Here is a 24373-nt window from a genome sequence, read left to right on the forward strand (position 1 = left end):
ACATCCTGCTGCCCGGTCGTTGCGCACCGGGGCGGGCGCGCGGTCAGGTCCCGGCTGACATGGTGGGGGAATGAGCTCCCCCATCGTGACCTCTCCCGTCGTCGTCGTGACCGGTGCCAACGGATTCGTGGGCAGCCACGTCGTCTCCGCGCTGAGCGAGCGGGGTGCGACGGTGCGTGCCGTCGTACGCCGCGTCGGCACCGCACCACAGCACCCGGGCGTCGAGGAGCACGTCGGCGACTTCGCCGACCCGGCCTTCGCCGCGACCGTGGTGGCCGGCGCCGACGCCCTCGTCACCACGGTCCACCCGCTGGGCAGCCGGCGCGACGACCAGCGACGGGTCGGCCTGGACGGCACGATGGCGATCGCGGAGGCCGCGGTCGACGCCGGGGTGCCGCTCCTGGTCCACGTCTCGACCGCCGGCGTCTACGACCGCAGTCCCGGGATGGGCGACGTGGACGAGTCCTCGCCGCTGGTGCCCGACGACGCGTCGGCCTACGGCGTGGTCAAGCGTGACGTCGACGCGGCGCTGGAGCGGCTGGGCGGGGCGACCCGGGTGCTGCTGCGCCCGCCCGCCATCCTCGGCGCCGGCGACACCTCGATCTGGAACTCGATCCGCCCGGCCGAGATCCGCGACGACGAGGCCCAGCGGCACGGCAACCCCGACCAGGCCTTCGCCTGGGTGCACGTCACGGACCTCGCGGACCTCGCCGCCGACCTCGCCACCGGCGCGATCGCGACGGCGGACGACCCCGAGGCCGGGCCGGTCGCGGGCGGGTGCACGCCCGTCAACGTCGCCGGGGGCCCGGCCGCCTACCGCGACTACCTGGGCGCGGTGACCGAGGCGCTCGGCCTCGAGCCGGTCTGGGAGGAGGGTCCGGCGTGGACCGGCCGGATCGTCTCCGACCGCGCCCAGCGCTGGGGATGGACTCCCCGGATCGGCCTCGCCGACGCGCTCGAGGAGCTGCGCCAGGGCCTGCGCGGCTGAGCAGGCCCCCGCCGCCGACCCGGCGCGGCCCGGCCGGCGTCAGGCCGCCGGTCGTGCCTCGACCAGCGAGATCGTGGAGATGGTGGGCACCACCCGCGTCATCCGGAAGCCCGCCCGCTCGAGCAGCGCGGCGTACTCCTGCTCGGTGCGCTCGCGTCCGCCGACGAAGAGCAGCATGTCGAGGTCGAGGGACTTGGTGAAGTCGGGGCCACTCCCGGGCGCGACGACGCCCTCCATCAGCAGCAGGGTGGCGTCGGCGGGCGCGTGGTCGCGCACGGTGGACCGGAGGGCGAGTGCCCGGTCGTCGTCGAGATCGTGCACGACGCGGCGCAGCACGTAGAGGTCGCCGTCGTCGGGCACCCGGTCGAAGAACGACCCGGCCTCCAGGCGGCACCGGTCCAACACCCCGGCCTCGCGCAGCCGCCGCTCGGCGACCGGCAGCAGCGCGTGCTGCTCCAGCAGCACGCCGTCGGCCTGCGGGGCGGCGCCCAGCATCAGGGCGAGCAGCTGGCCCTGGCCGCCGCCGACGTCGACGATCCGCCGGAAGGGAGCGAAGTCGTAGGCCGCGGCGACGGTGGGCCAGTCGAGCGCAGTGAGCCGCGACATCGCCTCGTGGAAGATGTCGGCGTAGTCGCGCTCGCGGTCGAGCAGCTCCCACATCGACATCCCGTGCACCGCCTCCGCCTGGGCGGTGCCGGTGGTGATCGCCTCGGGCAGGCGGCCCCACACCGACTGGTAGCGCGGGTCGCCGATCATCAGCACCACGGCCCGCATGGAGCCGTCGACGTCCGAGCGCATCGTCTGGCCGAGCGGCGTCAGCGCGAAGGTGTCGCCGTCCTGCCGCAGCAGCCCCAGCCCGGCGGCGGCCCGCATCAGCCGGTGGGTCGCGTCGGGGTGCGTGCCGAGCCCGGCGGCCACGTCGGCTCCCGTCCTCGGCCCGGCGGCGAGCTCGTCGGCGACACCGAGCCGCGCGAGGGCGTACGCCGTGTTGGCGCCGATGAGGCCCGAGACCAGCTCGAGCACGCCGACCTGCGGCGGCACCATGCGCCGGGTCAGGCCCTGCATCGCCGTGCGGGCGGAGGTGGCCGCCCGGGCGACCCGGACCGGAGGAAGTCTGCTGCTCATGAGGTATCCCCTACGATAGTCAGTGATACTGACCAATATGGTCAGCAACGCTGACCAATGTCAAGGGGAACGATGGACCTGGCCACGCTGATGTACGTGTCCTACCGTGCGATGGACGAGCGGGTGCTGCGAGCCATGCGCGAGGCGGGCTACGACCTCACCGCTGCGCAGTCGCGGCTGGCGCAGCGGATCGCCGACGAGGGCTCACGGCTGACCGAGCTCGCCGAGCGCGCCCAGGTCACCAAGCAGACCGCCAGCCTGCTCGTCGCCGCCCTCGAGCGGGAGGGCATCGTCGAGCGGGTGCTCGACCCCGACGACGGTCGGGCCCGGCTGATCCGGCTGTCCGCGCGGGGCCGCGAGGCCGCGCGCCACGCGGGGCAGGTCGTGGCGGCCGTGGAGCGGGAGTGGACCGATCACCTCGGCCCGGACCTCGCGGACCGGCTGCGCGAGGCGCTGGTGCGCCTGCGCGAGCTGACCGACCCCTACGTGTGAGGCGGCGCCTCGCGCAGCGTGCGAGGCTCGGTGCATGGCTGACCGTGCCCTCTCGCCCGACACGCTCGGCGCCTGGCTGGTCAAGGCCAGCGGCGCCGCACCGTCGACCCGCGAGCACGTGCGCGCCGGGTTCGCCGAGGTGGGGACGTGGTGCGCGCGTCCCACCTACCGCACCGACCTCGTCTCCGCCGGGCAGTCGGTCCTGCTGTGGGTCAGCGGGCGTGAGGCCGACCAGCCGGCGGGCCTCTACGCCCACGGCCGGACCACGGGGCCCGCTCGCGACGGCGTGATGCCGATGGTCCTGGCTCCGCTCGGCGACCCGCTGCTGCGCTCCGAGCTCGTCGGGCACCCCGACCTCGCCGCGATGGAGGTGCTGCGGATGCCGGCCGGCAGCAACCCGTCCTACGTCACGCCCGAGCAGCTCGCGGTGTTGGCCGGGATGCGCCCGGAGCTCGTCGAGCTCCCTGGACCGCCCGGCCTCACCGGATGACCGCCCACCTGCGCGCGCTCGCCGTCCGCACCGCGGACGTGGAGGTCGCCGCGACCTTCTGGGGCGGCCTGCTCGGCTGGCGCCGAGCCGGTGCCGGGCTCCTCCCGGACGCAGATGCGCCCTTCGGCATCACCTTCGTCGACTCCGCCGAGCCGGTCCGGCTGCCCGCCCAGGTCCACCTCCACCTGAGGAGCAGCTCCTCGACGCAGCAGGAGACCGTCGACCGGGCGATCGCCCTGGGTGCCGCCCATCTCGACGTCGGCCAGCTGCCCGACGAGGACCACGTCGTGCTCGCCGACCCCGAGGGCAACGCCTTCTGCGTCGTCGAGCAGGGCAACCGCTGGCTCGCCGGCACGCCGTTCCTCGGCGAGCTCGCGTGCGACGGGACGCGGGACGTCGGGGTGTTCTGGTCAGCGGCGCTCGGGTGGCCGCTCGTGCACGACGAGGACGGCGAGACCGCGATCCAGCCGCCCGGGGGCGGGCCGAAGATCGCCTGGGGCGGGCCGCCGCTGGACGAGCGTCGTGGACGCAACCGGATGTGGTTCGACCTGGTCACCGACGACCTCGAGGCCGAGGTCGACCGGCTGGTGGCCCTCGGCGCGACGCTCGTCTCGCGCGGCGACGACGTCGAGCTGGCCGATCCCGACGGCAACGAGTTCCACCTCCGGCGGGAGTGACCACCCTGCAGGCAGTTGGGCGGCTCAGCGCTGGAGCTCGACCGCCTCGGGCGTGTGGAGGCGCACCATGAAGCGCCCGGCGTGGGCCGGGACGGTGGCGCGGGTCAGTCGGGACACCACGACCATCGTGAGGAACGACGCCGGCACCGACCACGCGGCCGGCTGGCCGAGCAGCGCCGCGGTCCAGCCGGTCGACGACGAGGTGGCGAGCGTCCACGCCACGGCCGCGCCCGAGCCCAGGCCGCCCACCAGCAGCCCGGCGACGGCGCCGGCCGGCGTCAGCCCGCGCCACCAGATCCCGAGCATCAGCAGGGGAGCGAAGGTCGAGGCGGTGACCGCGAACGCGAGCCCGACCGTGCGCGCCACCGCCACGTCCTGGGCGGGCAGCGAGAGCAGCAGCGGGACGACGACCGCGATCACCGCCGCGACCCGGAAGGCCGCCACCCCGCCCAGCCGCCGAGACCCCCAGCGCCGTCCCGTCACGTCCTGCGACAGCACCCCGGCCACCGCGATGGTCAGGCCCGAGCTGGTCGAGAGGAACGCCGCGAACGCGCCGGCCGTGACGAGGCCGGTGAGCACGGCGCCCACCGCGCCGCCCACCATCAGGGACGGCAGCTCCAGCACCAGCACGTCGGAGCGCCCCGAGACCAGGCCGGGCGCGTAGATGCGCCCGAGCGCGGCGTAGACCGGCGGGAGGACGTAGAAGACGCCGAGCAGCGCGAGCACCGCGAGCGTCGTACGACGCGCCGCCCGGCCGTCGGGGTTGGTGTAGAACCGCACCACCACGTGCGGCAGGCCCATCGTGCCGAGGAACGTCGCGACGATCAGGGAGTAGGTCGTGTAGAGCCCGATGCCGCCGCCGGGCGAGGCCAGCGGGATCGACCACGAGTGCGGGGCTGCTGCCGCCGGGTCGGCCGCGCCGTCGGCCACCCACACCGCCATCAGCACGAAGACCGGCACCAGCAGCGCGGTGAGCTTGAGCCAGTACTGGAAGGCCTGCACGAAGGTGATCGAGCGCATCCCGCCCGGGCTCACCGACGCGAGCACCACCAGGGCGACCACCAGGGAGCCCGCCCAGGGCGGCGCGCCGATCGTCGCGCGCAGGGTGACGCCGGCGCCCTGGAACTGCGGCAGCAGGTAGAGCCAGCCGATCGCGACGACCAGCACCGAGCAGAGCGTGCGCACGTCGCGGGAGCCGAGCCGCGCCTCGGCGAAGTCGGGCAGCGTGTAGGCGCCCGAGCGGCGCAGTGGAGCGGCGACGAGCACCAGCAGCACCAGGTAGCCCGCGGTCCAGCCGACGGGATACCAGAGCATCTCCGCGCCGAAGGTGAGCAGCAGGCCGGCGACGCCGAGGAACGAGGCCGCGGAGAGGTACTCCCCGCCGATCGCGCTCGCGTTGAGCCGAGGCCGCACCGTGCGCGAGGCGACGAAGAAGTCGCTCGTCGTGCGCGAGATCCGCAGCCCCCAGGTGCCGATGACCAGCGTCGCGATCGAGACGAGGACGACGGCGACGACGCCCGGCACCATGTCGGTGCTCACGGCGGGTCCGCCGGTCCGGGGGTGCCGGCCGACCCGACGAGGTCGGCGAAGTCGCGTTCGTGGCCCTCGGCGCGGCGCAGGTAGAGCCAGCCGAGCAGCACCAGCCACGGATAGGTCAGCACCCCGAGCAGCAGCCACGCGAGCGGCACCTGCCCCACTCGCGCGTCGCCGAGCGAGGGGACGAGGTGGAAGAGCAGCGGCAGCATGCCCACGGTGACGGCCAGCGCGGCGAGCACCCGCAGCGCGAGCATGAGCTGCTCGCGCAGCAGTGAGCGCATGAACACCTCGCCCAGGGCCGTCTCCGCGTCGATCTCGCGCGTGCCGACGGGGCGTACGACGTCCGCGCGACGCCGCGGCGGTCCGGTCACCCGGACGCGCTCGACGGGCGGCTCGCTCATGTCTCGCGCCGGGTGAGGACCGAGCGCAGCTCGCGGGTGTGGCGCCGGCTCACCGGCAGCTCGGCGCCGCCGATGACGACGCTGACCCGTCCGCTCTCGCTGCGCACCTCCTCGACGTGGGGGAGCGCGACCAGCACGGACCGGTGGATGCGCACGAAGCCGGCCGCGGCCCACTGCTCGGCGAGCGACGAGAGCGGCGTGCGCACGAGGTGGGAGCCGTCGGCGGTGTGCAGCCGGGCGTAGTCGCCCTGCGCCTCGACGTGGGTGATCTCGGATCGGCTGATGAACCGGGTGACGCCGCCACGCTCCACGGGGATCTGCACGTCGCCCGACGGCGCCGGGGCGGCGGCCTCCACGACCCGGCGCACGGCCTCGGCGAGGCGCTCCTCGCGCACCGGCTTGAGGACGTAGTCGACCGCGCGCAGCTCGAAGGCCGCGACCGCGTGCTCCTCGTGGGCGGTCACGAACACCACCCGCGGCGGTGACCGGAAGCGCGAGAGCACCTGGGCGAGGTCGAGGCCGGTGAGGCCGGGCATCTGGATGTCGAGGAACACAGCGTCGACCTCCTCGGCCTGCAGCACCCGCAGCGCGTCGGTCGCGGAGTCGCTGCTGCGCACCTCGCCGATGCGCGGGTCGCGGCCGAGCAGGAAGGCCAGCTCGTCCAGGGCAGGACGCTCGTCGTCGATGACGAGCACCTTCAGCTGTGTCATACCTGCACTCCGGGGGCGAACTTCGGCACCCGGACGATCACCTTGGTGCCCGCCCCGGGTGCGGTCTCGACGACCAGACCGTAGTCGTCCCCGTAGGCGTTGCGCAGCCGCGCGTCCACGTTTCCGAGCCCGATGGAGTCCATCGACGCGTCGCCGGCCAGCGCCTGGCGGACGCGTTCGGGGTCCTCGCCGGTGCCGTCGTCCTCGACCTCGAGGACGCACTCCTGGCCGTGGTCGCGCGCGACGATCGAGAGCCGGCCGACACCGTCGGCCTTGTCGGCGCTGGCCTCGAGGCCGTGGCGCACGGCGTTCTCCACGAGCGGCTGGATGCACAGGAAGGGCACCGCGACAGGGAGCACTTCGGGCGCGACCTGCAGGGTCACCTGCAGCCGCTCACCGAAACGGGCCTGCTCCAGCAGCAGATAGCGCTCGACGGAGCGCAGCTCCTCGGCGAGTGTCGTGTACTCGCCGTGGCGGCGGAAGGAGTAGCGGGTGAAGTCGGCGAACTCGAGCAGCAGCTCGCGCGCGCGGTCGGGATCGGTGCGCACGAAGCTGGCGATGGCCCCGAGCGAGTTGTAGATGAAGTGCGGGCTGATCTGCGCGCGCAGGGCGCGCACCTCGGCCTCCATCAGCCGGGTGCGCGAGAGGTCGAGCTCGGCGAGCTCGAGCTGGCCGCTGACCCACGACGCCACCTCGTCGGCCGCCCGCACCAGGCCGCCGGTGGTGTGCGGGGCGCCGACCACGAGCGCTCCCACGAGGGTGTCGTCCACGACGAGCGGGCTGACGATGGCCTGCCGGACCTGGCAGCCGCCGTCGTCGCAGACCAGGGTGCGCGCGTCGACGATCATCGTGCGCCCGGTCTCGGCGACCTGCCCGATCGTGCCGGGGAGCTGGGGGCGGTGGTGGCTGCCCAGGCCGTCCCACGCGAGCAGCCCGCTGGTGTCACCGAGGCCGGCGGCCGGGGTGCCGAGCAGCGCGCGCAGGTGGTGCACCGAGCGCTGCGCGCTCGCGGTGGTCAGGCCCTCGCGCAGGGCCGGGCTGGCGAGGGAGGCGTTGTGGAGGGCGCGGAACGCGGCGCGGTCCGCCTCGCCGCCCAGCGACGTGCGCCGCCATCTCCAGGCCATGGCGAGACCCTAGCGGCCGCAGGTCGAGTGCCGGGCCACGCGCGTACGACGGCGGGCTCGGCACTCGACCCGCTCGGGGTCAGCGCTCGCAGCGCCGCTCGCGCTCGGCGTCACAGCGGTCGCGGCCCTTGCCGCCGTCGGCCCGGTCGCGGCCCGGGCCGCCGAGCAGCACGTCGTCGCCGCCCTGGCCCCGGATGTCGTCGCGGCCGGGTCCGCCGCGCAGGACGTCGTCGTACGCCGTCCCGATGATCTCGTCGTCGCCGGCCCCGCCGAACGCGGACACCCGGCGGTGCGGGCACTCCGGGCGCGGGGTCGCGCGGTCGAGGAAGGTGACGAGCTCGTCGTCGCCACCCAGTCCCCGTAGCACGCTCTGACCGCACGCGGCGCCGGCCAGGCGGTCGACGCCGGGCGTCCCCAGGAGCGTGACCCGCTGCGCGACGCCGTACAGCATCCGGGGCGGGACACCGATGGTGGTCACGACGCGGCCGTCGAGGCGGACCACGCCCTCCCGTCCGTCCATCACGAGCCGGCGGCCGGGCGCCACCACCTTGATCCAGCCATCCGTCCGCCGGGCCGTCAGTGTGCCCACGATGTCGGGGACCGGTGCGCCGCGGGCGATCGTGTAGGTCACGAGGTCGCCGCCGCGGTCAGCGACGACGGTGTCGTCGAGGCTGGCCTCGATCCAGTCCTCCTTGTCGCCTCCATGGAACACGTCCCGCCCCGGTCCCAGGTCGGTCTGCGTGTTGGACCCCGTGGCCGTGGCCACGACCACGTCGTCTCCGGGTCCGGCGTCGAGGTCGACGCCGCTGGGGTAGGTGTCGTTCTCGGCCGTCGTCACGCACACCACGTCGTCACCGTCGCCGGCGACCACGGGCTGGGCGCTGTTGGTGACGATCACGTCGTCACCGGGCGTGCCGGCCAGCTCCTCCCGGGGCGTCCCCACGATGGTGGCGGTCAGGCCGAGGCAGGTGGGCGGGTCGGCATCCTCGGCACCACTCGCCGTCGCCGTCGGCCCGAGCAGGGCGAGGCCGAGCAGGGCGCAAGCGGTCAGTGACGTCGTACCACGCATGGGGTCCCCCGAGATCTGGTGTCAGCCGGTCGCCGGTGGGACGCACCGTATCCGCAGAAGGTTGTGGGCCTAGCGGAAGTCGATGAGCAGCATGTCGGTGTCGGTGCCGTCGCTCACGACGGGACCGTCGGGGTCCTCGTCGTCCGGGGCGGGCCCGGTGTCGTCCGGGTCGACCACGACCGCGCGGTAGCAGCGGGTGACGTAGGGGATCTGCATCCCGTCCATCCCGCGGCCGTAGTCGTCGTAGAAGGCGCGCACCCGGGCGAGGTTGTGCTCGCGCTCGTCGGGCTCCATCGCCGCGAAGCTGGAGCGCGAGCGCGCCAGGTCGAGGATCGTCTCGCGGTTGACCTCCTGCCACTGCTTGAAGGTCGCCTCCTCCACGAAGCCGAAGAGCTCGCTCTGCACGAGGTGGCCGGCGGAGCTGGTGTCGAGGTCCTGGCGACCGAGGAGGTCGCCGAGCCGGCGGACCCACGGGATGCGCTCGTCGCGGCTGTTCCACACGAGCGCGAGGTGGCCGCCCGGCTTGAGCACGCGGGCCGCCTCGGAGAGGGCGGCCTCGTGGTCGAACCAGTGGAACGCCTGGCCCACGACGACCACGTCGACCGAGCGGTCGTTGGCCGGGAGCGACTCCGCAGCCGCGACCTTCGCGCTCACCTCCGGCACCCGCGCGCGCAACACCTCGAGCATCGCCTCGTCGGGCTCGGTCGCGAAGACGGCGTGGCCCTGGTCGACCAGCTGACGGGTGAGCTTGCCCGTGCCGGCCGCGAGCTCGAGGACGACCTTCGCATCGCCGCCGGCGAGCCAGGCGACGGCCTCGGCGGGATAGCTCGGCCGGCCACGGTCGTACGCCTCGGCCACCGGCCCGAAGGACCGTGCGAGGTCGACGGTGGCGGAGGTCTCGCGGTGGTCGTCGCTCATCCGCCTCAGGCTACAAGCGGGGCCCGGCCCGGTGCGCCAGCGACCTGCCCCGGGCGAGCGCCGATCGTTCGGGGGCCGGGCGGGATGAGCCGGCGCCGGGACCGGAGGTGGTCGCGACTACCGTCGTCGCCATGACCGACCCGCTCGCCTGGCTCGTCGACCTCGAGGGAGTGCCCTCGGCCTACGCCGGCACCCGTGACGGGATCGATGCGATGCTGCGCGACCGCGGCCTGCGGCGCACGTCGCCGGAGCTGACCGCCGAGTCGCTGCTGCGCGGCGCCCACGCGAGCGCGGTGCTGGAGGGGTCGTCGTCGACGCTCGAGGAGGTGCGCGCGGGCGAGGCCGACGAGATCGCGGCCGACGCCGTCCGGCTCTCGGCGTCGATGCTCGCGCTCGCCCCGCTGCTCAAGACCGCGCCGCTGCAGGCGATCGCGCGGCTGCACACCGTGGTCGCCTCGTCGGCGCTGCCGCCCGACCAGCTCGGTCGCCCGCGCGATGCCGCGTCCGCCGACCGGCTGCGCGGGGTCGCGGAGCTGCTGCTCGCCGACAGCGCGGCGCCGGCCCTGCTGGTGGCCGCCGTCGCGCACGCCGACGTGGCGACCGCCGCGCCGTTCGCCTCCCACAACGGCATCGTGGCCCGCGCGCTCGAGCGGCTCGTGCTGGTCTCGCGCGGCGTGGACTCGAAGTCACTCGTCGTCCCCGAGGCCGGGCACCTCGCCCTCCGCGCGGCGTACGAGTCCAACCTGCGCGCCTACAGCGAGGGCGGGCCGAGCGGGGTGCACGCGTGGGCGCTCTACGGTGCCGAGGCGTTCGCCGCCGGCGCCGAGGCGTCACCGTTGCGGGGCTAGGTAGCTGCGTCCGGACGTGCGAGCGGCACCCGCTCGCGTAGATCGGGTGCCGCCGCCGACACGTGACACCGTGGCTACCAAGCGTGCACTTCTCAATCGCTGCCTCGGGCGGACCCCGAACTGGCCAGCACCCCATCGGATGGGTGGATCGCCGCGTGGGTACCCGGATCACGTGCTGCTGTGGAGTTCTGCTTCAGTTCTAGCCCGGTCCGCGGCGACCTTCAAGGGTTGACTTTGCCCGGTGCCGGTGGGTCGGCTCAGCCGGCCGCGCGCCGTCGGTGGCTGGCCCAGATCAAGCCGCCCGCCGCCACCGCGCCGCCGACGGCGAGGGCCGCCAGCGTGGGTCGGGCCGGGGGCACGGGGAGCCGGCGGCGCAGGGCCACCGGGCGGACGAAGAACAGCACGGGCCAGTCCCGGGCGGCGGCGATGCGGCGCAGCTCGCGGTCGGGGTTGACGGCGAACGGGTGTCCGACGACCTCCAGCATGTGCACGTCGGTGACCGAGTCGCTGTAGGCGTAGCACTCGTCGAGGTCGTAGCCGACGGTCTCGGCGAGGTGCTCGATGGCCCGCGCCTTCTCCTCGGCGTAGGCGTAGTAGTCGATGTTGCCGGTGTAGTGGCCGTCGACGATCTCCATCCGGGTGGCGATCACCCGGTCGGCGCCGAGCATCTCGCCGATCGGCTCGACGACCTCGACGCCGGAGGCGGAGACGATGACGATGTCGCGCCCAGCGGCCCGGTGCTCCTCCATGAGGGTCACCGCCTCGTCGTAGACCAGCGGCTCCACGATCGTGTTGAGCGTCTCGTGGACGATGTCGCGCACCGTGGCGACGTCCCAGCCGGCGCACAGCTGCGACATGAACTCGCGCATCTTGTCCATCTGGTCGTGGTCGGCCCCGCCGGTGAAGAAGACGAACTGGGCGTACGCCGAGCGCAGCATCGCGCGCCGCGAGATGAGCCCGCCCGCCTGGAACTCGCGGCTGAAGGCCAACGTGCTCGACTTGGCGATGATCGTCTTGTCGAGGTCGAAGAAGGCCGCTTGGGGGCGGGTCATGTGGCCATCGTAGGCGCCGACCCGCGACGCCGAGGGCTTGCGCCGTTCTCGGTCGGGCCAGCCGACGTCCACAGGTGCCGGCGTACGGCCATCGTCCACAGGCCGCGCGGGTGCGGGCTTTCCGGCGTCGCGCCCGGCGGCGACGCTGGCCGCATGTCCGTCCTCCTGATCACCCGGTCCCCGATCGTCCACGACTCGGTCGTCCCCCTCTGTGCGGCGGCGGGGGCCGGGGTCGAGGTGTGCGCCGAGCCGGCCCTGTCACTGGCCGCCTGGCGCGAGGCCGACCTCGTGCTGGTCGGCGACGACCTCGCCGCCGCGCTGGCCGGGCTCGCCCCGCCGCGACGGGCGGGCGTCCACGTCGTCGGGGTCGGCCTCTCCGACACCGCGTTCCGCTCCGCGGTGGAGCTCGGCGCGACCTCCGCCGTCGACCTGTCGGAGGGGGCCTCGTGGCTGTCGGAGGAGCTCGGCGACGTGGGCGAGCGGGCCTCACCCGGTCGTCTCGTCGGGGTCGTCGGTGGAGCCGGCGGCGCCGGTGCCACGACGCTCGCCTGCGCGCTCGCCCAGTGGCACGCGCGGCGCGCGCCCACGCTGCTCGTCGACGGCGACCCCCTCGGCCCCGGGCTCGACCGGCTGCTCGGCATGGAGGACCTCGCCGGCGTCCGGTGGGAGGCCCTCACCGAGACCGCGGGGCGTCTCGGCGCGCGTGCCCTGCGCGAGGGGGTGCCGCGTCGCGAGCACCTCGGCGTCCTCACCTGGTCGGGGCTGCGCCGTGCACTCGACGCGACCACCGCCCGCCGGGTCCTGCCGGCCGCGGTGCGCGGCCACGACCTCGTCGTCCTCGACCTGCCCCGTCACGGCGGCGCGGCGCGCGCCGAGCTGGTCGATCGCTGCGACGACCTGCTGGTGGTGACGCCGGCCACCGTTCCCGGCGTGGCGGCCGCCGCCCGTCTCGTCGCCGACCTCGGCGGCGCCGGGCGGGCGGCGCTCGTCCTGCGTCCGGGCGGGCTCGGTGACGCCGACGCCGAGCGGGTGACCGGGCTCCCCATCGCCGCCGTCGTCCCCGACCAGCGGGGGCTGGCCGCATCGCTCGACCGCGGCCTGGGGCCGCTGACCGGGCGCGGCCCGCTGGCGCGTGCCGCCCGCGACCTGCTGGCGGCCGCGGCATGAGCCATCCGAGGGTGGCTCCGTTGACGACGACCGGCACGACGACCGGGACCACGACCGGGCAGGCCGCCGGGCCGACCGCGGTGCCGACGGTGCCGGCGGTGGTCCTCGACGACGTGCGGCGCCGGCTGGCGGGCTCGGCCGGCGAGCTCACCCCGCACCGGGTCGCGGAGGCGCTGCGCGCGTCCGGGGCGCCGGTGGGCGACGCGACGGTCCTCGCCGTGCACGACCTGCTGCGCCGCGACGTGCTCGGGGCGGGTCCGCTGGAGGACCTGCTCCGCCTCCCCGACGTGACCGACGTGCTGGTCAACGGCCCCGACGAGGTCTGGATCGACCGCGGCGGCGGGCTCGAGCGTGCGTCGGTGTCGTTCCCCGACGACGCCGCGGTGCGCCGCCTGGCGCAGCGGTTGGCGGCCTCGGCCGGGCGCCGCCTCGACGACGCGACCCCGCACGCCGACGTACGCCTCGCCGACGGCACCCGCTTCCACGCGGTGCTGTCGCCGGTCGCGCGCTCGGGCACGGTGCTGTCCCTGCGCGTCCCCCGGGGTCGGGTGTGGACCCTGCCCGAGCTGGTCACGGCCGGAGCGGTGCCGCCCGACGGCGCGTTCCTCCTGGAGGAGATCGTCGACTCGCGGTGCGCCTTCCTCGTCACCGGCGGCACCGGCACCGGCAAGACGTCGGTGCTCTCCGCGCTGCTGTCGCTCGTCGATCCCGGCGAGCGCATCGTCCTGGTCGAGGACGCCAGCGAGCTGCGCCCCGACCACCCGCACGTGGTCGGGCTCGAGGGGCGCCCGGCCAACATCGAGGGCGCCGGGGAGATCTCGCTGCAGGTGCTGGTGCGCCAGGCGCTGCGGATGCGACCCGACCGGCTCGTCGTGGGGGAGGTGCGTGGCGCCGAGGTCGTCGACCTGCTGGCCGCGCTCAACACCGGTCACGGCGGCGGTTGTGGCACCCTCCACGCCAACTCCGCCGCCGACGTCCCGGCCCGCGTGGAGGCGCTGTCGCTCGCCGCGGGCCTGCCCCGCTCGGCCGCGCACAGCCAGCTCGCCTCGGCGCTCGACGTCGTCATCCACCTGGGCCGCGGCCGCGACGGGCGCCGACGGGTCCTCGAGCTCGGGGTGCCCGAGCGCGACGCCTCGGGGCTCGTCGCCCTCCGCACGGCGGCCACCTTCGAGGCCGACCGCGTCGTGCGCGGACCAGCCGCGGGAGCCCTGGCGGCGCGGCTGCGATCGGTGGCGTGGTGAGCGCGTGGCTGGTGGCGCTCCTCCTGGCCGCAGCCGTGGCCCTCGCGGTGCCGCCGGCGGGTCCCGCGCCGCCCCGTCGACCGGGCCGGAGCGGCCGGCGGGGCCCGGCCCGGGTCGTGGCCGCACGGATGCCGTCCGGCCGGCGCGCGGTCGCGGCCGACCAGGCCGCGGTGCTGGAGGTGTGCGACCTGCTGGCCGCCGACCTCGCCGCCGGGCGACCGCCCGAGGCCGCGCTCGCCGCGGGGGCTGAGCGCTGGCCGCCGCTCGGCCCCGTGGTCGAGGCCATGCGGCTGGGCGCCGACGTCCCCGACGCGATGCGCCGGCTGGCGGCGCAGCGGCGGGGCGCCGGCGACCTCCGCTGGGTGGCGGGTGCCTGGCAGGTCGCGCAGCACTCCGGCCACGGCCTCGCCGCGGCGCTCGAGCGCACGGCGGCGGGCCTGCGGGCGCGGCGTCGCACCCGCCGCCTCGTCGACTCCGAGCTCGCCTCGGCGCGCGCGACCGCCCGGCTCGTCGCCTGCCTTCCCGTCGCCGTGCTGCTGATGGGCTCGGGTGCCGGCTCCGACCCGTGGGCGTTCCTCCTCACGACGCCGGTCGGCCTGGTGTGCGGCATCCTCGGGCTCGCCCTCGTCGCGCTCGGCCTGTGGTGGATCGAGCGGCTCGCCGACCGGGCGGCCGCACCGTGACGTGGGTGGGCGTGGTGTGCGCCGCGCTGGCGGTGGCCGTGCTCGTGCCGTCGCCGCCGCGGGTGGGCCGGGTGAGCGGCCCGGCGACGCCCCGGCTGCGGCCGCTCGCGGTCGTGGGTGTCGCGCTCGGCGCCTGGCTGCTCGTCGGCGGGCTCGTCGGGGCGCTGGCCGCGGTCGCGGCGGGCGTGGCGGCGCGCCAGGTGCTGGCCGCCGCGGAGGCACCGTCCGCGCGGCGCGAGCGCGAGGAGGTGGAGCGCTCGCTGCCACACCTGGTCGACCTCTTCGCCGCCACGCTGCGCGCCGGGTCGGCGCCGGTGCCCGGGCTCGCGCAGGTGTGCGCAGCGCTGCCCGGGCCCGCCGCCGACCGGCTGGTCCCGGTGGTGGAGCGCTCGCGATGGGGGGCGAGCGCTGCCGACGCCTGGTCGGCCGTGGCCGACGATCGCGAGCTCGCGCCGCTCGCCCGGGCGATGGTCCGCTCGCACGCCACCGGGGCGTCGGTGGTGCAGAGCGTGGAGCGGCTGGCCGACGAGCTGCAGCGCGAGTCGCTGGCCCGCGCGGAGGACGCGGCCCGCCGGGTCGGGGTGTCGGCCGCGGTCCCGCTCGGGGCCTGCCTGCTGCCCGCCTTCATGCTCCTGGGCGTCGTCCCGACGGTCGCGTCGCTGTTCGGCTCGGTGGCCCCGTGAGGCGACCGGGCCGGTTTCCGTCCACAGCCCGGCCGTCCCGGGCGGCCTCCACAGGCAGCCGGTCGGGCGGGTGCGCGGCGCCGCTCCACCCCCGACCGTGGTGTCGGCGGGGCTCATCGGGAGCCCCCGACGACAGGGGAGCACATGTTGGTCCAGCGTCACGACGAGTCCGGCATCACCACCGCTGAGTACGCCGTGGGCACCGCGGCCGGGGCGGGGTTCGCCGGCCTGCTCTACACCCTCCTGACCGGCGCGTTCGGCGACCAGCTGCTCGAGCGGCTCTTCAAGCACGTCATGAGCCTGCTCGGCATCGGCTGATGCGTCCGCTCGCCAGGGACGACACGGGCTCGGCCACCGCCGAGCTCGCGATCGGCGTCCCGCTGCTCGTCGCCCTGACCGCCGGACTGGTCTGGATGCTGGCGCTCGGTGCGGCGCAGGTGCGGGTCGTCGACGCCTCGCGGGAGGCGGCGCGCGCGGTCGCCCGCGGTGACGACGTCGCCGCGGCGACGTCCCTGGCGCAGCGCATCGCGCCCGAGGGCGCCCGGGTGCGGGTCCAGGTCGGCGACGACGAGGTCGTGGTCACCACCACGGCGCGTGTCAGGGGGCCGGGCGGCCTGCTGGGGTCGCTGCCCGGGGTGACGGTCTCGGCCGACGCCCTTGCGCTGGCCGAGGCGTCGTGACGCCCCGGCCCGCGCGAGCCGAGGATACGGGCGGTGCGACCGTGCTGGTGGTCGCGATGGCCGGCGTGCTGCTGTTCGTGACGGCCGGGCTGGCCGCCGCCGGCGGGCTCGTCACCGCGCAGCGGCGCGCGCAGGGCGCCGCCGACCTGGCCGCGCTCGGCGCCGCGGCGACGCTCGCCGGCAGCAGCGCGGCCGATCCGTGCGCCGCCGCCGCTCGGGTCGCCGGCGCCCACGGGGCCGCCCTGGAGCGCTGCGGGCTCGCCGGCCCGACGGTCACCGTCACGGTGGCGGTCGCCGGACCCGACGTCCCCTGGCAGGAGGTGCGGGTCACCGCCGACGCGCGGGCGGGGCCGGGGTGAGCACGGGGCCGGGGTGAGCACGGGGGTGAGCAGGGCGGGTGGTGGTTCGCTGCGCGCCCGACCGGGGCCGGCGCGGCACTCAGACCGTGACCAGTCAGCGGTGGACAGACCGGCCGGCCGGGGCAGGGGTCAGGGAGTGTCGCGGCGCTCGGGATCGTCGACGCGGCGCTCGGACTCGACCCGCTCGAGCTTCTCGTTGAGCTTGTTGAGCTCCTTGCGCTCGCGGCGGTGGGCGATGCTGCGTCGGGTGCCCCACTTGAGGATCGTGAAGCCCCACAGGATCGCGGCCCCGGCGGCCACCCCGACGAGGAACGACTCGAGCGTCGTGACGTCGAAGCCGAGGAGCTCGCCCCCGCTGCCCGGCTCGCTGACGAAGATCGCGGAGAGCACGGCGATGCCGCCGAGGATGAGGAGGCCGAGGCCGAGGATCACCATGGGGCGAATCTAGTCCTGTCCGGCGGTCCGCGGTGCCCCCGAGAGGAGGGCATCGAGCAGGAGGATCGCGCCGTCCTTGTCGAGGGGGTTGTTCTGGTTGCCGCACTTGGGCGACTGGATGCACGACGGGCAGCCGGTCGCGCACTCGCAGCTCGCGATCGCCTCCCGGGTGGCGTCGAGCCACGCGACCGCGGTGCGGAAGCCGCGCTCGGCGAAGCCGGCCCCACCCGGGTGGCCGTCGTAGACGAACACCGTCAGCAGGCCGGTGTCGGCGTGGCGCGCCGTGGAGACGCCACCGATGTCCCAGCGGTCGCAGGTCGCGAACAGTGGGAGCAGCCCGATCGAGCAGTGCTCGGCCGCGTGGGCCGCGCCCGGCACGTCCACGGCGGCGAGGCCGGCCTCGGCCACGACGTCGTCCGGCACCGTCCACCACACGGCCGTCGTGCGCAGGGTGCGCTCGGGCAGGTCGAGCGGCTCCTCCGCGACCACCTCGCCGGAGGGTTGGCGGCGCTTGAGGAAGGAGACCACCTGGTGGGAGACGTCCACCTCGCCCAGCGCGAGCTCGCAGCCGCCCCACGAGCGGCGCTCGCGGGTGGCGACGATGCCGATGTCGGTCACCTCGCGGGCCGTGGTCGTGTAGGTGGGCTCGGCGCGGCGCATGGTGGCGACGTGGTGCTCGAGGTCGAGGTCCTCGACCAGCCAGGTCTCGCCCTGGTGGACGTAGACCGCACCGGCGTGCGCCTGGTTGTGCGCGCCACCGGCGTCGACCGTGCCGACCACCCGGCCGGTGCCGGCCTCGACCAGCTGCACCGGCGACCCGCCCGCCGACCGGATGTCGGCCAGGTCGGCGGCCCGGCTGCGGTCGGTCCAGAACCATCCCCGGGGACGGCGGCGCAGCAGCCCCAGGGTCGTCAGGTCGTCGACGACCTCCCGGGCGCTGGGGCCGAACAGGGGCAGGTCGGTCTCGGTCAGCGGCTGCTCCTGGGCGGCCGCGCAGAGGTGCGGACCCATGACGTGGGGGTTGGCCGGGTCGAAGACCGACGCCTCGACCGGGGCGCCGATCAGCTTGTCGGGGTGGGTCACCAGGTAGGTGTCGAGCGGGTCGTCCTTGGCGACCAGCACCCCGAGCGCGTCCTGTGCGCCGCGCCCGGCCCGCCCGACCTGCTGCCAGAACGCCGCCCGGGTGCCCGGGAAGCCGGCGATGAGCACGGCGTCCAGGCCGCTGATGTCGATGCCGAGCTCGAGCGCGTTGGTCGCCGCCAGCCCGACCAGGTCGCCGCGACGCAGCGCGGCCTCGAGCGCGCGCCGCTCCTCGGGGAGGTAGCCGCCGCGGTAGGCCGCGACCCGCCCGGGCAGCGACGGGTCGACCTCGGCCAGCAGCTCGGAGGCCGACAGTGCGACCTGCTCGGCGCCGCGCCGCGACCGGATGAACGCCAGGGTGCGGACGTCCTCGGCGACGAGGTCGGCCAGCAGGTCGGCGACCTCCGACGCCGCGGCCCGGCGCACCGGGGCGCCGTTCTCGCCGGCGTGCGAGGTGAACGGCGGCTCCCACAGCAGGAGCGAGACCCGGCCGCGCGGCGAGTCGTCGCGGGTCAGCGCGACCACGTCGAGCCCGGTCAGCCGTGACGCGGTGACCTCCGGCTCGGCGACCGTCGCCGAGGCGAGCACGAACGTCGGGTGCGCGCCGTAGATCGCGCACACCCGCCGGAGCCGGCGCAGCACGTGCGACACGTGCGCGCCGAAGACGCCGCGGTAGTGGTGGCACTCGTCGACCACGACGTACTGCACCGACCCGAGCAGTCGCGACCACCGGTGGTGCGCGGGCAGCAGTGAGCGGTGGAGCATGTCGGGGTTGGTCAGGACGTACTCGCCGAAGTCGCGGGTCCAGTCGCGCTCCTCGCGCGAGCTGTCGCCGTCGTGGGCGGCCAGTCGTACGTCGAGGCCCAGCGACGACAGCCCGGCGAGCTGGTCGTGGGCCAGCGCCTTGGTGGGCGCGAGGTAGAGCACCGAGGCGCCCCGCTCGCCGCGCGGACCCCGGGCCGCCCGGATCGCCGAGAGCGCCGGGAGCTGGTAGGCCAGCGACTTCCCCGACGCGGTGCCGGTCGCGAGGATCACGTGGTCGCCCGCGTGGGCGGCGTCGGCGGCGACGACCTGGTGCCGCCAGGGCCGCGCCACGCCCTGGGCGGCGTACGCGCCACGCACGTCGTCGGGCACCCAGTCGGGCCAGTCCTCGTGCACCGCCTCGCGGGCCGGGAGCACCTCGAGGTGCCGCAGCCGGTCCTCGCGCCCGGGCACGCCGGCGAGCCGGCGGACCAGCGCGTCGACGGGTGGCAGGACGCCGGGGCGGGAGGGGTTCACCCACGCAGTCTGGCAAAGGGCGGTGACGCCCGCCGGAGGTGGCGTCCGCCACCAACGCGACACCATGTGGAGAGGACTCCTGCGCAACACGTGGGACTCGTGGTTTGATACGACCCGAAAGAACCAGGGGCACGTGCGTGCCTGAAGGCGCACTGTCCGAACGAATTCGGGGACCGGGGAGCAGTCGTGGATCTCACCCTTGCGACACGCGAGGTGGATGGCCGTGCCGTCGTCGCGGTGGGCGGCGAGATCGACGTCTACACCGCGCCCAAGCTGCGCGACTGCATCACCGAGCTCGTCGGAGCCGGCACCTACGACATCGTCATCGACCTCGAGGCGGTCGAGTTCCTCGACTCCACCGGTCTCGGCGTGCTCGTCGGCGGCCTGAAGAAGGTCCGCGCCCACGACGGCTCCCTCGACCTGGTCTGCACCCAGGAGCGGCTGCTCAAGATCTTCCGGATCACCGGCCTGGCCAAGGTCTTCGTGATCCACGACTCGATCAGCATGGCCCCCGGCGCCTGACCCACCGGCTGTCCCGCAGCCCGGCCCTGCGCCGCGCGCCACCACCCCTCCGGACGTGCCCGGAGGGGTTTCGTCGTTCCCGGACCCGACGCCGCGGTGTGGTCTGGGTCACGCCGCCCCGTGATCTGGGTCACGTCTGCGTAGACTCCGGCGCGTTCACGGATCTTTTCCAGCAGCAGCTCAAGTCCGAGGAGGACACGCATGACGGGGATCTTGCCCGCGGTCGTTGCCAAGCCCGAGCTCGAAGGCGGCAACCTCGTCCTGGTGGTCGTCGTCGCCCTGATCGCGCTCGCCGCGCTCGGGTTGGCCGCGATGTTCAGGTCGCAGGTGCTCGCCGCGGGCGAGGGCACCGACAACATGAAGACGATCGCCCAGGCCGTGCAGGAGGGCGCCAACGCCTACCTGCAGCGGCAGTTCCGGACCCTGGCCATCTTCGCCGCGATCGCGTTCTTCGCGCTGCTCGTGCTGCCGGCCGACGACACCACCGTGCGCATCTTCCGCTCGGTGTTCTTCATCATCGGCGCAGGCTTCTCGGCGGCGGTGGGCTATCTCGGCATGAACCTCGCCGTGCGCGCCAACCTGCGCGTCGCTGCCGCCGCAGAGACCACCGGCCGCGAGCCCGCCATGACCATCGGCCTTCGCACCGGCGCCATGGTCGGAATGCTGACCGTCGGCCTCGGCCTGCTCGGTGCCAGCCTCGTCGTCCTGTTCTTCCAGGACGAGGCGCCCGACGTGCTCGAGGGCTTCGGCTTCGGTGCCGCGCTGCTCGCCATGTTCATGCGGGTCGGCGGCGGCATCTTCACCAAGGCTGCCGACGTCGGCGCCGACCTGGTCGGCAAGGTCGAGCAGGGCATCCCCGAGGACGACCCGCGCAACGCCGCCACGATCGCGGACAACGTCGGCGACAACGTCGGCGACTGCGCCGGCATGGCCGCCGACCTCTTCGAGTCCTATGCCGTCACGCTGGTCGCCGCGCTGATCCTCGGTTCGCAGGCCTTCGGTGACAAGGGCCTCGTCTTCCCCCTGCTGATCCCGGCCATCGGTGCTCTCACCGCGGTCGCGGGCGTCTACCTGACCAAGCCCAAGGCGGACGAGAACGGCCTGACGACGATCAACAAGTCGTTCTACATCTCGTCGGGCATCGCCGCCGTGGCGAGCGTCGTGCTGTCCTACCTCTACCTGCCGAGCAGCTTCGCGGAGTTCACCAACATCGCCGTCGACCTCGCCGGCGCCGAGGGTGACCCCCGCTTCATCGCCGCCTCCGCAGTGGTCATCGGCATCGTGATGTCCGCAGGCATCCTGGCCCTCACCGGCTACTACACCGGCACGGAGTACCGCCCTGTCAAGGACGTCGGCAAGACCTCCCTGACCGGCCCGGCCACGGTCATCCTGTCCGGCCTCTCCGTCGGCTTCGAGTCGGCCGTCTACACCACGCTCGTCATCGGCGCCGCGGTCTTCGGCGCCTACCTCCTCGGCGGCGCGGCCCTCACGGTGTCCCTCTTCGCCGTCGCCCTGGCGGGTTGCGGCCTGCTGACGACCGTCGGAGTCATCGTCGCGATGGACACCTTCGGTCCCGTCTCCGACAACGCGCAGGGCATCGCTGAGATGTCCGGCGACGTGAGCGAGGAGGGCGCGCAGATCCTCACCGAGCTCGACGCGGTCGGCAACACGACCAAGGCGATCACCAAGGGGATCGCGATCGCCACCGCGGTGCTGGCCGCGACGGCGCTGTTCGGCTCGTACGCCACGTCGGTGTTCGAGTCGCTCGCCGAGGCCAACGTCGGCATCGACGAGGCCTACCTACTGGACTTCAGCGTCTTCAACCCGGCGGTCATCGTCGGCGTGCTGCTCGGTGCGGCCGTGGTGTTCCTCTTCTCCGGCCTCGCCATCAACGCGGTCGCCCGCGCTGCCGGTGCGGTCGTGATGGAGGTCCGCCGCCAGTTCCGCGAGATCCCCGGGATCATGGAGGGCACCGGTCGACCGGAGTACGGCAAGGTCGTCGACATCGTCACCAAGGACTCGCTGCGCGAGCTCGTGACGCCCGGCATCCTCGCGGTGCTGGCCCCGATCGCGGTGGGCTTCGGCCTCGGCGCGACCGCCCTGGCCGGCTTCCTCGCCGGAGCGATCGGCACCGGCACGCTGATGGCCGTCTTCCTGGCCAACGCGGGTGGGGCGTGGGACAACGCCAAGAAGCTGGTCGAGGACGGCCACCACGGCGGCAAGGGCTCGGCCGCCCACGAGGCCACGATCATCGGGGACACCGTCGGCGACCCGTTCAAGGACACCGCCGGACCGGCCATCAACCCGCTCATCAAGGTGATGAACCTGGTCTCCCTGCTCATCGCGAGCGCGGTCGTCTCCCTGAGCGTCGGCGACGACCAGAACGACGTCCTGCGCATCGTGATCGCGCTGGCCGCGGTCGCGATCATCACGGTGGCGGTCGTCATCTCCAAGCGGCGCGAGGTCGCGATCGCCGACGACGGCGACAACTCCGGGTCCAGCTCGCTGGCACCGCACCACGCCTGACCCGCTCCACCCCGGGCCCCGCGAGGGGGCCGGGTCGCTCCACCCGCCCCGGCGGCCGGTCGCTCCTGCGACCGGCCGCCGTCGGCGTTCCGGGGTAGGACGGGGCGGGACTCGCGAGCCGGCGGTCGTACGCAGGGCGCGACCGAGGCGTCAGCCTCCCGGACGCCACCAGTTGCGCTCGCCCAGCAGCGTCATCGCCGCAGGCAGCAGCAGCCCGCGGACCACCGTGACGTCGAGCAGGATCGCCACGGTCATCCCGACGCCGACCTCCTTGACCGCCACCAGCTCGCCGGCGGCGAACCCGATGAACACCACCGAGATGGCCAGCGCGGCCAGCGTGACGACGGGCCCGGACGCGGTGATGCCCGCGAGCACCGCGCGGTCGTTGGCGGCCCGGCTGCCGGGCGCGGGGACCGGCCGGTTGCGGCGCGCCACCGGCGGGAGGTCCCACTCCTCCTTGATGCGGGCGACGAGGAACACGTGGTAGTCCATCGAGAGCCCGAAGGCGAACATGAACAGCAGCAGGGGCGTGGTCAGGTCGAGGCTGCCGGTCGCGGTCCCGCCGAGCAGCGGGCCGCCCCAGCCGTGCTGGAAGACCAGCGTGACGACCCCGAGCATGGCCGCCAGCGAGAGCAGGTTGAGCAGCAGGGTCTTGGCGGCGACCACCGGCGCCCCGGTGAGCCGCAGCAGGAGCAGGCCGGCCACGAGCACGACCGCCGCGACGGCCAGCGGCGCACGCTCGGCCAGCGCGGCGCGCGCGTCGACCAGCTCGGCGGCGGGCCCGCCGACCTGCACGCGTACGTCGTCGCCGAGCGCGCGGACGTCGGCGACCACCCGCTGCGCCGCCGGTCCGCTGGTGGTGCCCTGGGGCATCACGGTGTAGCGGCTCCAGCCGTCGGGCAGGCCGTCGCGCAGGAAGACGTCCTCGACGTCGTCGAGCGCAGCCATCCCCTCGGCGAGCGCGGTGAGCCGCGGGTCGTCGGGCGGCGCGTCGACGAGCACGTCGATCGGTGCGGTCGCGACGTCGGGGTAGTCGCGCTCGATCACCTCGACGACGGTGCGGGCCTCGCTGCCCGGGGGCAGCGACCGCGCGTCGGAGGCGCCCAGCTCGAGGCCGAGCAGGGGAGCGGCCAGCACGAGGAGGAGCCCGGTCGTGGTGACCAGCACGGGCCACGGCCGCGCCTGCGCCAGCCGGGCGAGGCGGGCGAGCACCGAGCGCTCGGGCGGCCTCGCGGGTCGTCCCCAGGCGCCGCGGTCGGCGGCGGGCACCCGCCGGTGGGCGACGGACAGCAGCGCGGGCGTGAGGGTGAGGCCGGCGGTGGTGACGACGGCGACCGCGACCAGCCCGCCGACCGCCATGCCGGTGAGCAGCGGGTCGCCGAGCAGCAGCAGGGCCGCCACGGCCGAGCCGACCGTGACGCCGGAGACCAGCACCGTGCGCCCGGCGGTGGCCAGCGTCCTGCCGAGCACCGCCTCGAGGTCCGCACGACGACCCGCGGCCGCGCGCTCCTCGCGGAAGCGGGCCAGCACGAGCAGGCTGTAGTCGACGCAGAGGCCCAGGCCCAGCACGGTGACGACGTTGACCGCGAAGTCGCTGACGGAGGCGACGCCTGCCAGACCCGCGAGCGCCAGCAGCGAGACGGAGACCGCTGCGAGCGCCGTGACGACCGGCAGCACGCCGGCGACGAGTCCGCCCAGGGCCACGGCGAGCAGCACGAGGAGCACCACGAGGGCCGCGCCCTCGCCGCGCGCGGCGTCCTGGACGGCCTGGTCGGTGAAGGTCCGCTCGGCCAGCAGGTCGCCGCCGACGGCGACGTCGGGGAAGGGGGTCTCGCGCAGCGCGTCGGCGATGCGGTCCGCCAGGGCCAGGGCCTCGTCGTCGCCGAGCGCGTGGTCGAGCTCGACCTCCACCACCGCGCTGCTGCGGTCCTCGGCCACGAGCTCGTAGGCACCGGTCGTCCACGGGTCCCGCACGTCGACCACGCCGGGCAGCTCGCGGATCGCGAACAGCACCTCCCCGGCCGCCTCGCTCGTGGCGGGGGCGACCGGGTCGGCGCCCGAGAGCAGCGCCACCACCCGTTCGCCCTCGGTGTCGAGGGCGTCGAGCCGCTCGTCGACGACGCTCGACTCGGCCCCGGCGCGCGGACCGACGTCCTCGGCGTGGTCGAAGACCGATCCGCCCAGCACGGCACCTGCCACGACCAGCACCGCCCACAGGGCCAGCACCACCGTCCGCCGGCGGTGCACCCACCGGCCCATCCGCTCCAGCACGCGGTGACTCTAGTCACG

The 24373-nt window shown here is 74.9% G+C and carries 25 protein-coding genes; 14 read left to right on the plus strand and 11 right to left on the minus strand.

Annotated elements, in window-relative coordinates; translation table 11 throughout:
* The first annotated feature begins 70 nt into the window (after positions 1 to 70).
* A complete protein-coding gene (locus tag JX575_RS01600) occupies positions 71 to 988 on the plus strand; it encodes an NAD(P)-dependent oxidoreductase (protein WP_186339960.1) in 918 nt (305 codons plus the stop codon).
* 39 nt (positions 989 to 1027) lie between these two features.
* On the opposite strand, the gene JX575_RS01605 is transcribed toward JX575_RS01600, so the two are convergent.
* Entirely contained in the window at positions 1028 to 2113 is a 1086-nt protein-coding gene (locus tag JX575_RS01605) for a methyltransferase (RefSeq protein WP_186339961.1), read from the minus strand.
* A 72-nt stretch (positions 2114 to 2185) separates the two neighbouring features.
* On the opposite strand from JX575_RS01605, the gene JX575_RS01610 reads away from it, so the two are divergent.
* The 3 genes from JX575_RS01610 to JX575_RS01620 are packed head-to-tail and all read left to right on the plus strand — an operon-like array spanning position 2186 to position 3772.
* Positions 2186 to 2605, plus strand: coding sequence for a MarR family transcriptional regulator (locus JX575_RS01610; RefSeq protein WP_241005291.1), 420 nt, complete (start codon positions 2186 to 2188; stop codon positions 2603 to 2605).
* Between the two features lie 34 nt (positions 2606 to 2639).
* Positions 2640 to 3095, plus strand: coding sequence for a hypothetical protein (locus JX575_RS01615; protein WP_186339963.1), 456 nt, complete (start codon positions 2640 to 2642; stop codon positions 3093 to 3095).
* The gene (locus tag JX575_RS01620; RefSeq protein WP_186339964.1) at positions 3092 to 3772 is read left to right on the plus strand and encodes a VOC family protein; all 681 of its coding nucleotides are present in this window, start codon (positions 3092 to 3094) and stop codon (positions 3770 to 3772) included. The genes JX575_RS01615 and JX575_RS01620 overlap by 4 nt, the downstream gene beginning before the upstream one ends.
* A gap of 24 nt (positions 3773 to 3796) precedes the next feature.
* Here JX575_RS01620 and JX575_RS01625 read toward each other — a convergent pair whose 3' ends face one another.
* From JX575_RS01625 to JX575_RS01650, 6 genes are all read right to left on the minus strand, one after another.
* Positions 3797 to 5311, minus strand: a complete 1515-nt coding sequence (locus tag JX575_RS01625) for a cation acetate symporter (RefSeq protein WP_313960513.1) — start codon at positions 5309 to 5311, stop codon at positions 3797 to 3799.
* The gene (locus JX575_RS01630) at positions 5308 to 5709 is read right to left on the minus strand and encodes a hypothetical protein (protein ID WP_186339965.1); all 402 of its coding nucleotides are present in this window, start codon (positions 5707 to 5709) and stop codon (positions 5308 to 5310) included. The genes JX575_RS01625 and JX575_RS01630 overlap by 4 nt, the downstream gene beginning before the upstream one ends.
* On the minus strand, positions 5706 to 6419 hold the full coding sequence (locus JX575_RS01635) for a LytTR family DNA-binding domain-containing protein (RefSeq protein WP_186339966.1): 714 nt from the start codon (positions 6417 to 6419) through the stop codon (positions 5706 to 5708). The genes JX575_RS01630 and JX575_RS01635 overlap by 4 nt, the downstream gene beginning before the upstream one ends.
* Positions 6416 to 7543 carry a histidine kinase gene (locus JX575_RS01640; RefSeq protein WP_186339967.1) on the minus strand — a complete coding sequence of 376 codons (1128 nt, stop codon included), beginning with the start codon at positions 7541 to 7543 and terminating at the stop codon, positions 6416 to 6418. The genes JX575_RS01635 and JX575_RS01640 overlap by 4 nt, the downstream gene beginning before the upstream one ends.
* Positions 7544 to 7622: 79 nt before the next feature.
* Positions 7623 to 8612 carry a calcium-binding protein gene (locus JX575_RS01645; protein ID WP_186339968.1) on the minus strand — a complete coding sequence of 330 codons (990 nt, stop codon included), beginning with the start codon at positions 8610 to 8612 and terminating at the stop codon, positions 7623 to 7625.
* Between the two features lie 69 nt (positions 8613 to 8681).
* Positions 8682 to 9530 carry a class I SAM-dependent methyltransferase gene (locus tag JX575_RS01650; RefSeq protein ID WP_186339969.1) on the minus strand — a complete coding sequence of 283 codons (849 nt, stop codon included), beginning with the start codon at positions 9528 to 9530 and terminating at the stop codon, positions 8682 to 8684.
* 131 nt (positions 9531 to 9661) lie between these two features.
* Here JX575_RS01650 and JX575_RS01655 point away from each other — a divergent pair, with 131 nt between their 5' ends.
* A complete protein-coding gene (locus JX575_RS01655; RefSeq protein ID WP_186339970.1) occupies positions 9662 to 10378 on the plus strand; it encodes an oxidoreductase in 717 nt (238 codons plus the stop codon).
* 257 nt (positions 10379 to 10635) lie between these two features.
* Here the strand turns inward: JX575_RS01655 and JX575_RS01660 are convergent, their stop codons facing one another.
* The gene (locus JX575_RS01660) at positions 10636 to 11430 is read right to left on the minus strand and encodes an HAD-IB family hydrolase (RefSeq protein WP_186339971.1); all 795 of its coding nucleotides are present in this window, start codon (positions 11428 to 11430) and stop codon (positions 10636 to 10638) included.
* Positions 11431 to 11583: 153 nt separating this feature from the next.
* Here JX575_RS01660 and ssd point away from each other — a divergent pair, with 153 nt between their 5' ends.
* The 7 genes from ssd (at position 11584) to JX575_RS01695 (ending at position 16243) form a co-directional block, all read left to right on the plus strand.
* A complete protein-coding gene (gene ssd, locus JX575_RS01665; RefSeq protein WP_186339972.1) occupies positions 11584 to 12597 on the plus strand; it encodes a septum site-determining protein Ssd in 1014 nt (337 codons plus the stop codon).
* 80 nt (positions 12598 to 12677) lie between these two features.
* The gene (locus JX575_RS01670) at positions 12678 to 13838 is read left to right on the plus strand and encodes a TadA family conjugal transfer-associated ATPase (protein WP_241005409.1); all 1161 of its coding nucleotides are present in this window, start codon (positions 12678 to 12680) and stop codon (positions 13836 to 13838) included.
* Positions 13835 to 14521, plus strand: coding sequence for a type II secretion system F family protein (locus JX575_RS01675; RefSeq protein WP_186339974.1), 687 nt, complete (start codon positions 13835 to 13837; stop codon positions 14519 to 14521). The genes JX575_RS01670 and JX575_RS01675 overlap by 4 nt, the downstream gene beginning before the upstream one ends.
* Positions 14522 to 14526: 5 nt before the next feature.
* A complete protein-coding gene (locus JX575_RS01680) occupies positions 14527 to 15204 on the plus strand; it encodes a type II secretion system F family protein (RefSeq protein WP_241005292.1) in 678 nt (225 codons plus the stop codon).
* A gap of 144 nt (positions 15205 to 15348) precedes the next feature.
* The gene (locus tag JX575_RS01685) at positions 15349 to 15522 is read left to right on the plus strand and encodes a DUF4244 domain-containing protein (protein ID WP_186339976.1); all 174 of its coding nucleotides are present in this window, start codon (positions 15349 to 15351) and stop codon (positions 15520 to 15522) included.
* Entirely contained in the window at positions 15522 to 15884 is a 363-nt protein-coding gene (locus JX575_RS01690) for a TadE family protein (protein WP_186339977.1), read from the plus strand. The genes JX575_RS01685 and JX575_RS01690 overlap by 1 nt, the downstream gene beginning before the upstream one ends.
* Positions 15881 to 16243, plus strand: coding sequence for an Rv3654c family TadE-like protein (locus JX575_RS01695; RefSeq protein ID WP_277395310.1), 363 nt, complete (start codon positions 15881 to 15883; stop codon positions 16241 to 16243). Before JX575_RS01690 ends, JX575_RS01695 begins: the two co-directional genes overlap by 4 nt.
* A gap of 129 nt (positions 16244 to 16372) precedes the next feature.
* Here JX575_RS01695 and JX575_RS01700 read toward each other — a convergent pair whose 3' ends face one another.
* Positions 16373 to 16678, minus strand: coding sequence for a hypothetical protein (locus tag JX575_RS01700; protein ID WP_186339979.1), 306 nt, complete (start codon positions 16676 to 16678; stop codon positions 16373 to 16375).
* Positions 16679 to 16687: 9 nt separating this feature from the next.
* A complete protein-coding gene (locus tag JX575_RS01705; RefSeq protein ID WP_241005293.1) occupies positions 16688 to 19036 on the minus strand; it encodes a DEAD/DEAH box helicase in 2349 nt (782 codons plus the stop codon).
* 186 nt (positions 19037 to 19222) lie between these two features.
* Between JX575_RS01705 and JX575_RS01710 the strand changes: the two genes are divergently transcribed.
* Both JX575_RS01710 and JX575_RS01715 read left to right on the plus strand, forming a co-directional pair.
* Positions 19223 to 19558: an anti-sigma factor antagonist gene (locus JX575_RS01710; protein WP_186339981.1), complete on the plus strand. Its 336-nt coding sequence runs from the start codon at positions 19223 to 19225 to the stop codon at positions 19556 to 19558.
* Between the two features lie 201 nt (positions 19559 to 19759).
* Positions 19760 to 22084, plus strand: coding sequence for a sodium-translocating pyrophosphatase (locus tag JX575_RS01715; protein WP_186339982.1), 2325 nt, complete (start codon positions 19760 to 19762; stop codon positions 22082 to 22084).
* Positions 22085 to 22234: 150 nt separating this feature from the next.
* Here the strand turns inward: JX575_RS01715 and JX575_RS01720 are convergent, their stop codons facing one another.
* Positions 22235 to 24355, minus strand: a complete 2121-nt coding sequence (locus JX575_RS01720; protein WP_186339983.1) for an MMPL family transporter — start codon at positions 24353 to 24355, stop codon at positions 22235 to 22237.
* Positions 24356 to 24373: the final 18 nt, after the last annotated feature.

Origin of the sequence: Nocardioides sp. zg-1228 (assembly GCF_017086465.1) — a bacterium.
GTDB lineage: Bacteria > Actinomycetota > Actinomycetes > Propionibacteriales > Nocardioidaceae > Nocardioides.

What these genes read in the sequence shown, in the direction of transcription:
- JX575_RS01650 (WP_186339969.1), bottom strand. Translation starts at nt 9,530, where the DNA reads ATGAGCGACGACCACCGCGAGACCTCCGCCACCGTCGACCTCGCACGG.
- JX575_RS01610 (WP_241005291.1), top strand. Translation starts at nt 2,186, where the DNA reads ATGGACCTGGCCACGCTGATGTACGTGTCCTACCGTGCGATGGACGAG.
- JX575_RS01615 (WP_186339963.1), top strand. Translation starts at nt 2,640, where the DNA reads ATGGCTGACCGTGCCCTCTCGCCCGACACGCTCGGCGCCTGGCTGGTC.
- JX575_RS01660 (WP_186339971.1), bottom strand. Translation starts at nt 11,430, where the DNA reads ATGACCCGCCCCCAAGCGGCCTTCTTCGACCTCGACAAGACGATCATC.
- JX575_RS01715 (WP_186339982.1), top strand. Translation starts at nt 19,760, where the DNA reads ATGACGGGGATCTTGCCCGCGGTCGTTGCCAAGCCCGAGCTCGAAGGC.
- JX575_RS01685 (WP_186339976.1), top strand. Translation starts at nt 15,349, where the DNA reads ATGTTGGTCCAGCGTCACGACGAGTCCGGCATCACCACCGCTGAGTAC.
- JX575_RS01635 (WP_186339966.1), bottom strand. Translation starts at nt 6,419, where the DNA reads ATGACACAGCTGAAGGTGCTCGTCATCGACGACGAGCGTCCTGCCCTG.
- JX575_RS01605 (WP_186339961.1), bottom strand. Translation starts at nt 2,113, where the DNA reads ATGAGCAGCAGACTTCCTCCGGTCCGGGTCGCCCGGGCGGCCACCTCC.
- JX575_RS01630 (WP_186339965.1), bottom strand. Translation starts at nt 5,709, where the DNA reads ATGAGCGAGCCGCCCGTCGAGCGCGTCCGGGTGACCGGACCGCCGCGG.
- JX575_RS01640 (WP_186339967.1), bottom strand. Translation starts at nt 7,543, where the DNA reads ATGGCCTGGAGATGGCGGCGCACGTCGCTGGGCGGCGAGGCGGACCGC.
- JX575_RS01700 (WP_186339979.1), bottom strand. Translation starts at nt 16,678, where the DNA reads ATGGTGATCCTCGGCCTCGGCCTCCTCATCCTCGGCGGCATCGCCGTG.
- JX575_RS01645 (WP_186339968.1), bottom strand. Translation starts at nt 8,612, where the DNA reads ATGCGTGGTACGACGTCACTGACCGCTTGCGCCCTGCTCGGCCTCGCC.
- JX575_RS01655 (WP_186339970.1), top strand. Translation starts at nt 9,662, where the DNA reads ATGACCGACCCGCTCGCCTGGCTCGTCGACCTCGAGGGAGTGCCCTCG.
- JX575_RS01620 (WP_186339964.1), top strand. Translation starts at nt 3,092, where the DNA reads ATGACCGCCCACCTGCGCGCGCTCGCCGTCCGCACCGCGGACGTGGAG.
- JX575_RS01690 (WP_186339977.1), top strand. Translation starts at nt 15,522, where the DNA reads ATGCGTCCGCTCGCCAGGGACGACACGGGCTCGGCCACCGCCGAGCTC.
- ssd (WP_186339972.1), top strand. Translation starts at nt 11,584, where the DNA reads ATGTCCGTCCTCCTGATCACCCGGTCCCCGATCGTCCACGACTCGGTC.
- JX575_RS01600 (WP_186339960.1), top strand. Translation starts at nt 71, where the DNA reads ATGAGCTCCCCCATCGTGACCTCTCCCGTCGTCGTCGTGACCGGTGCC.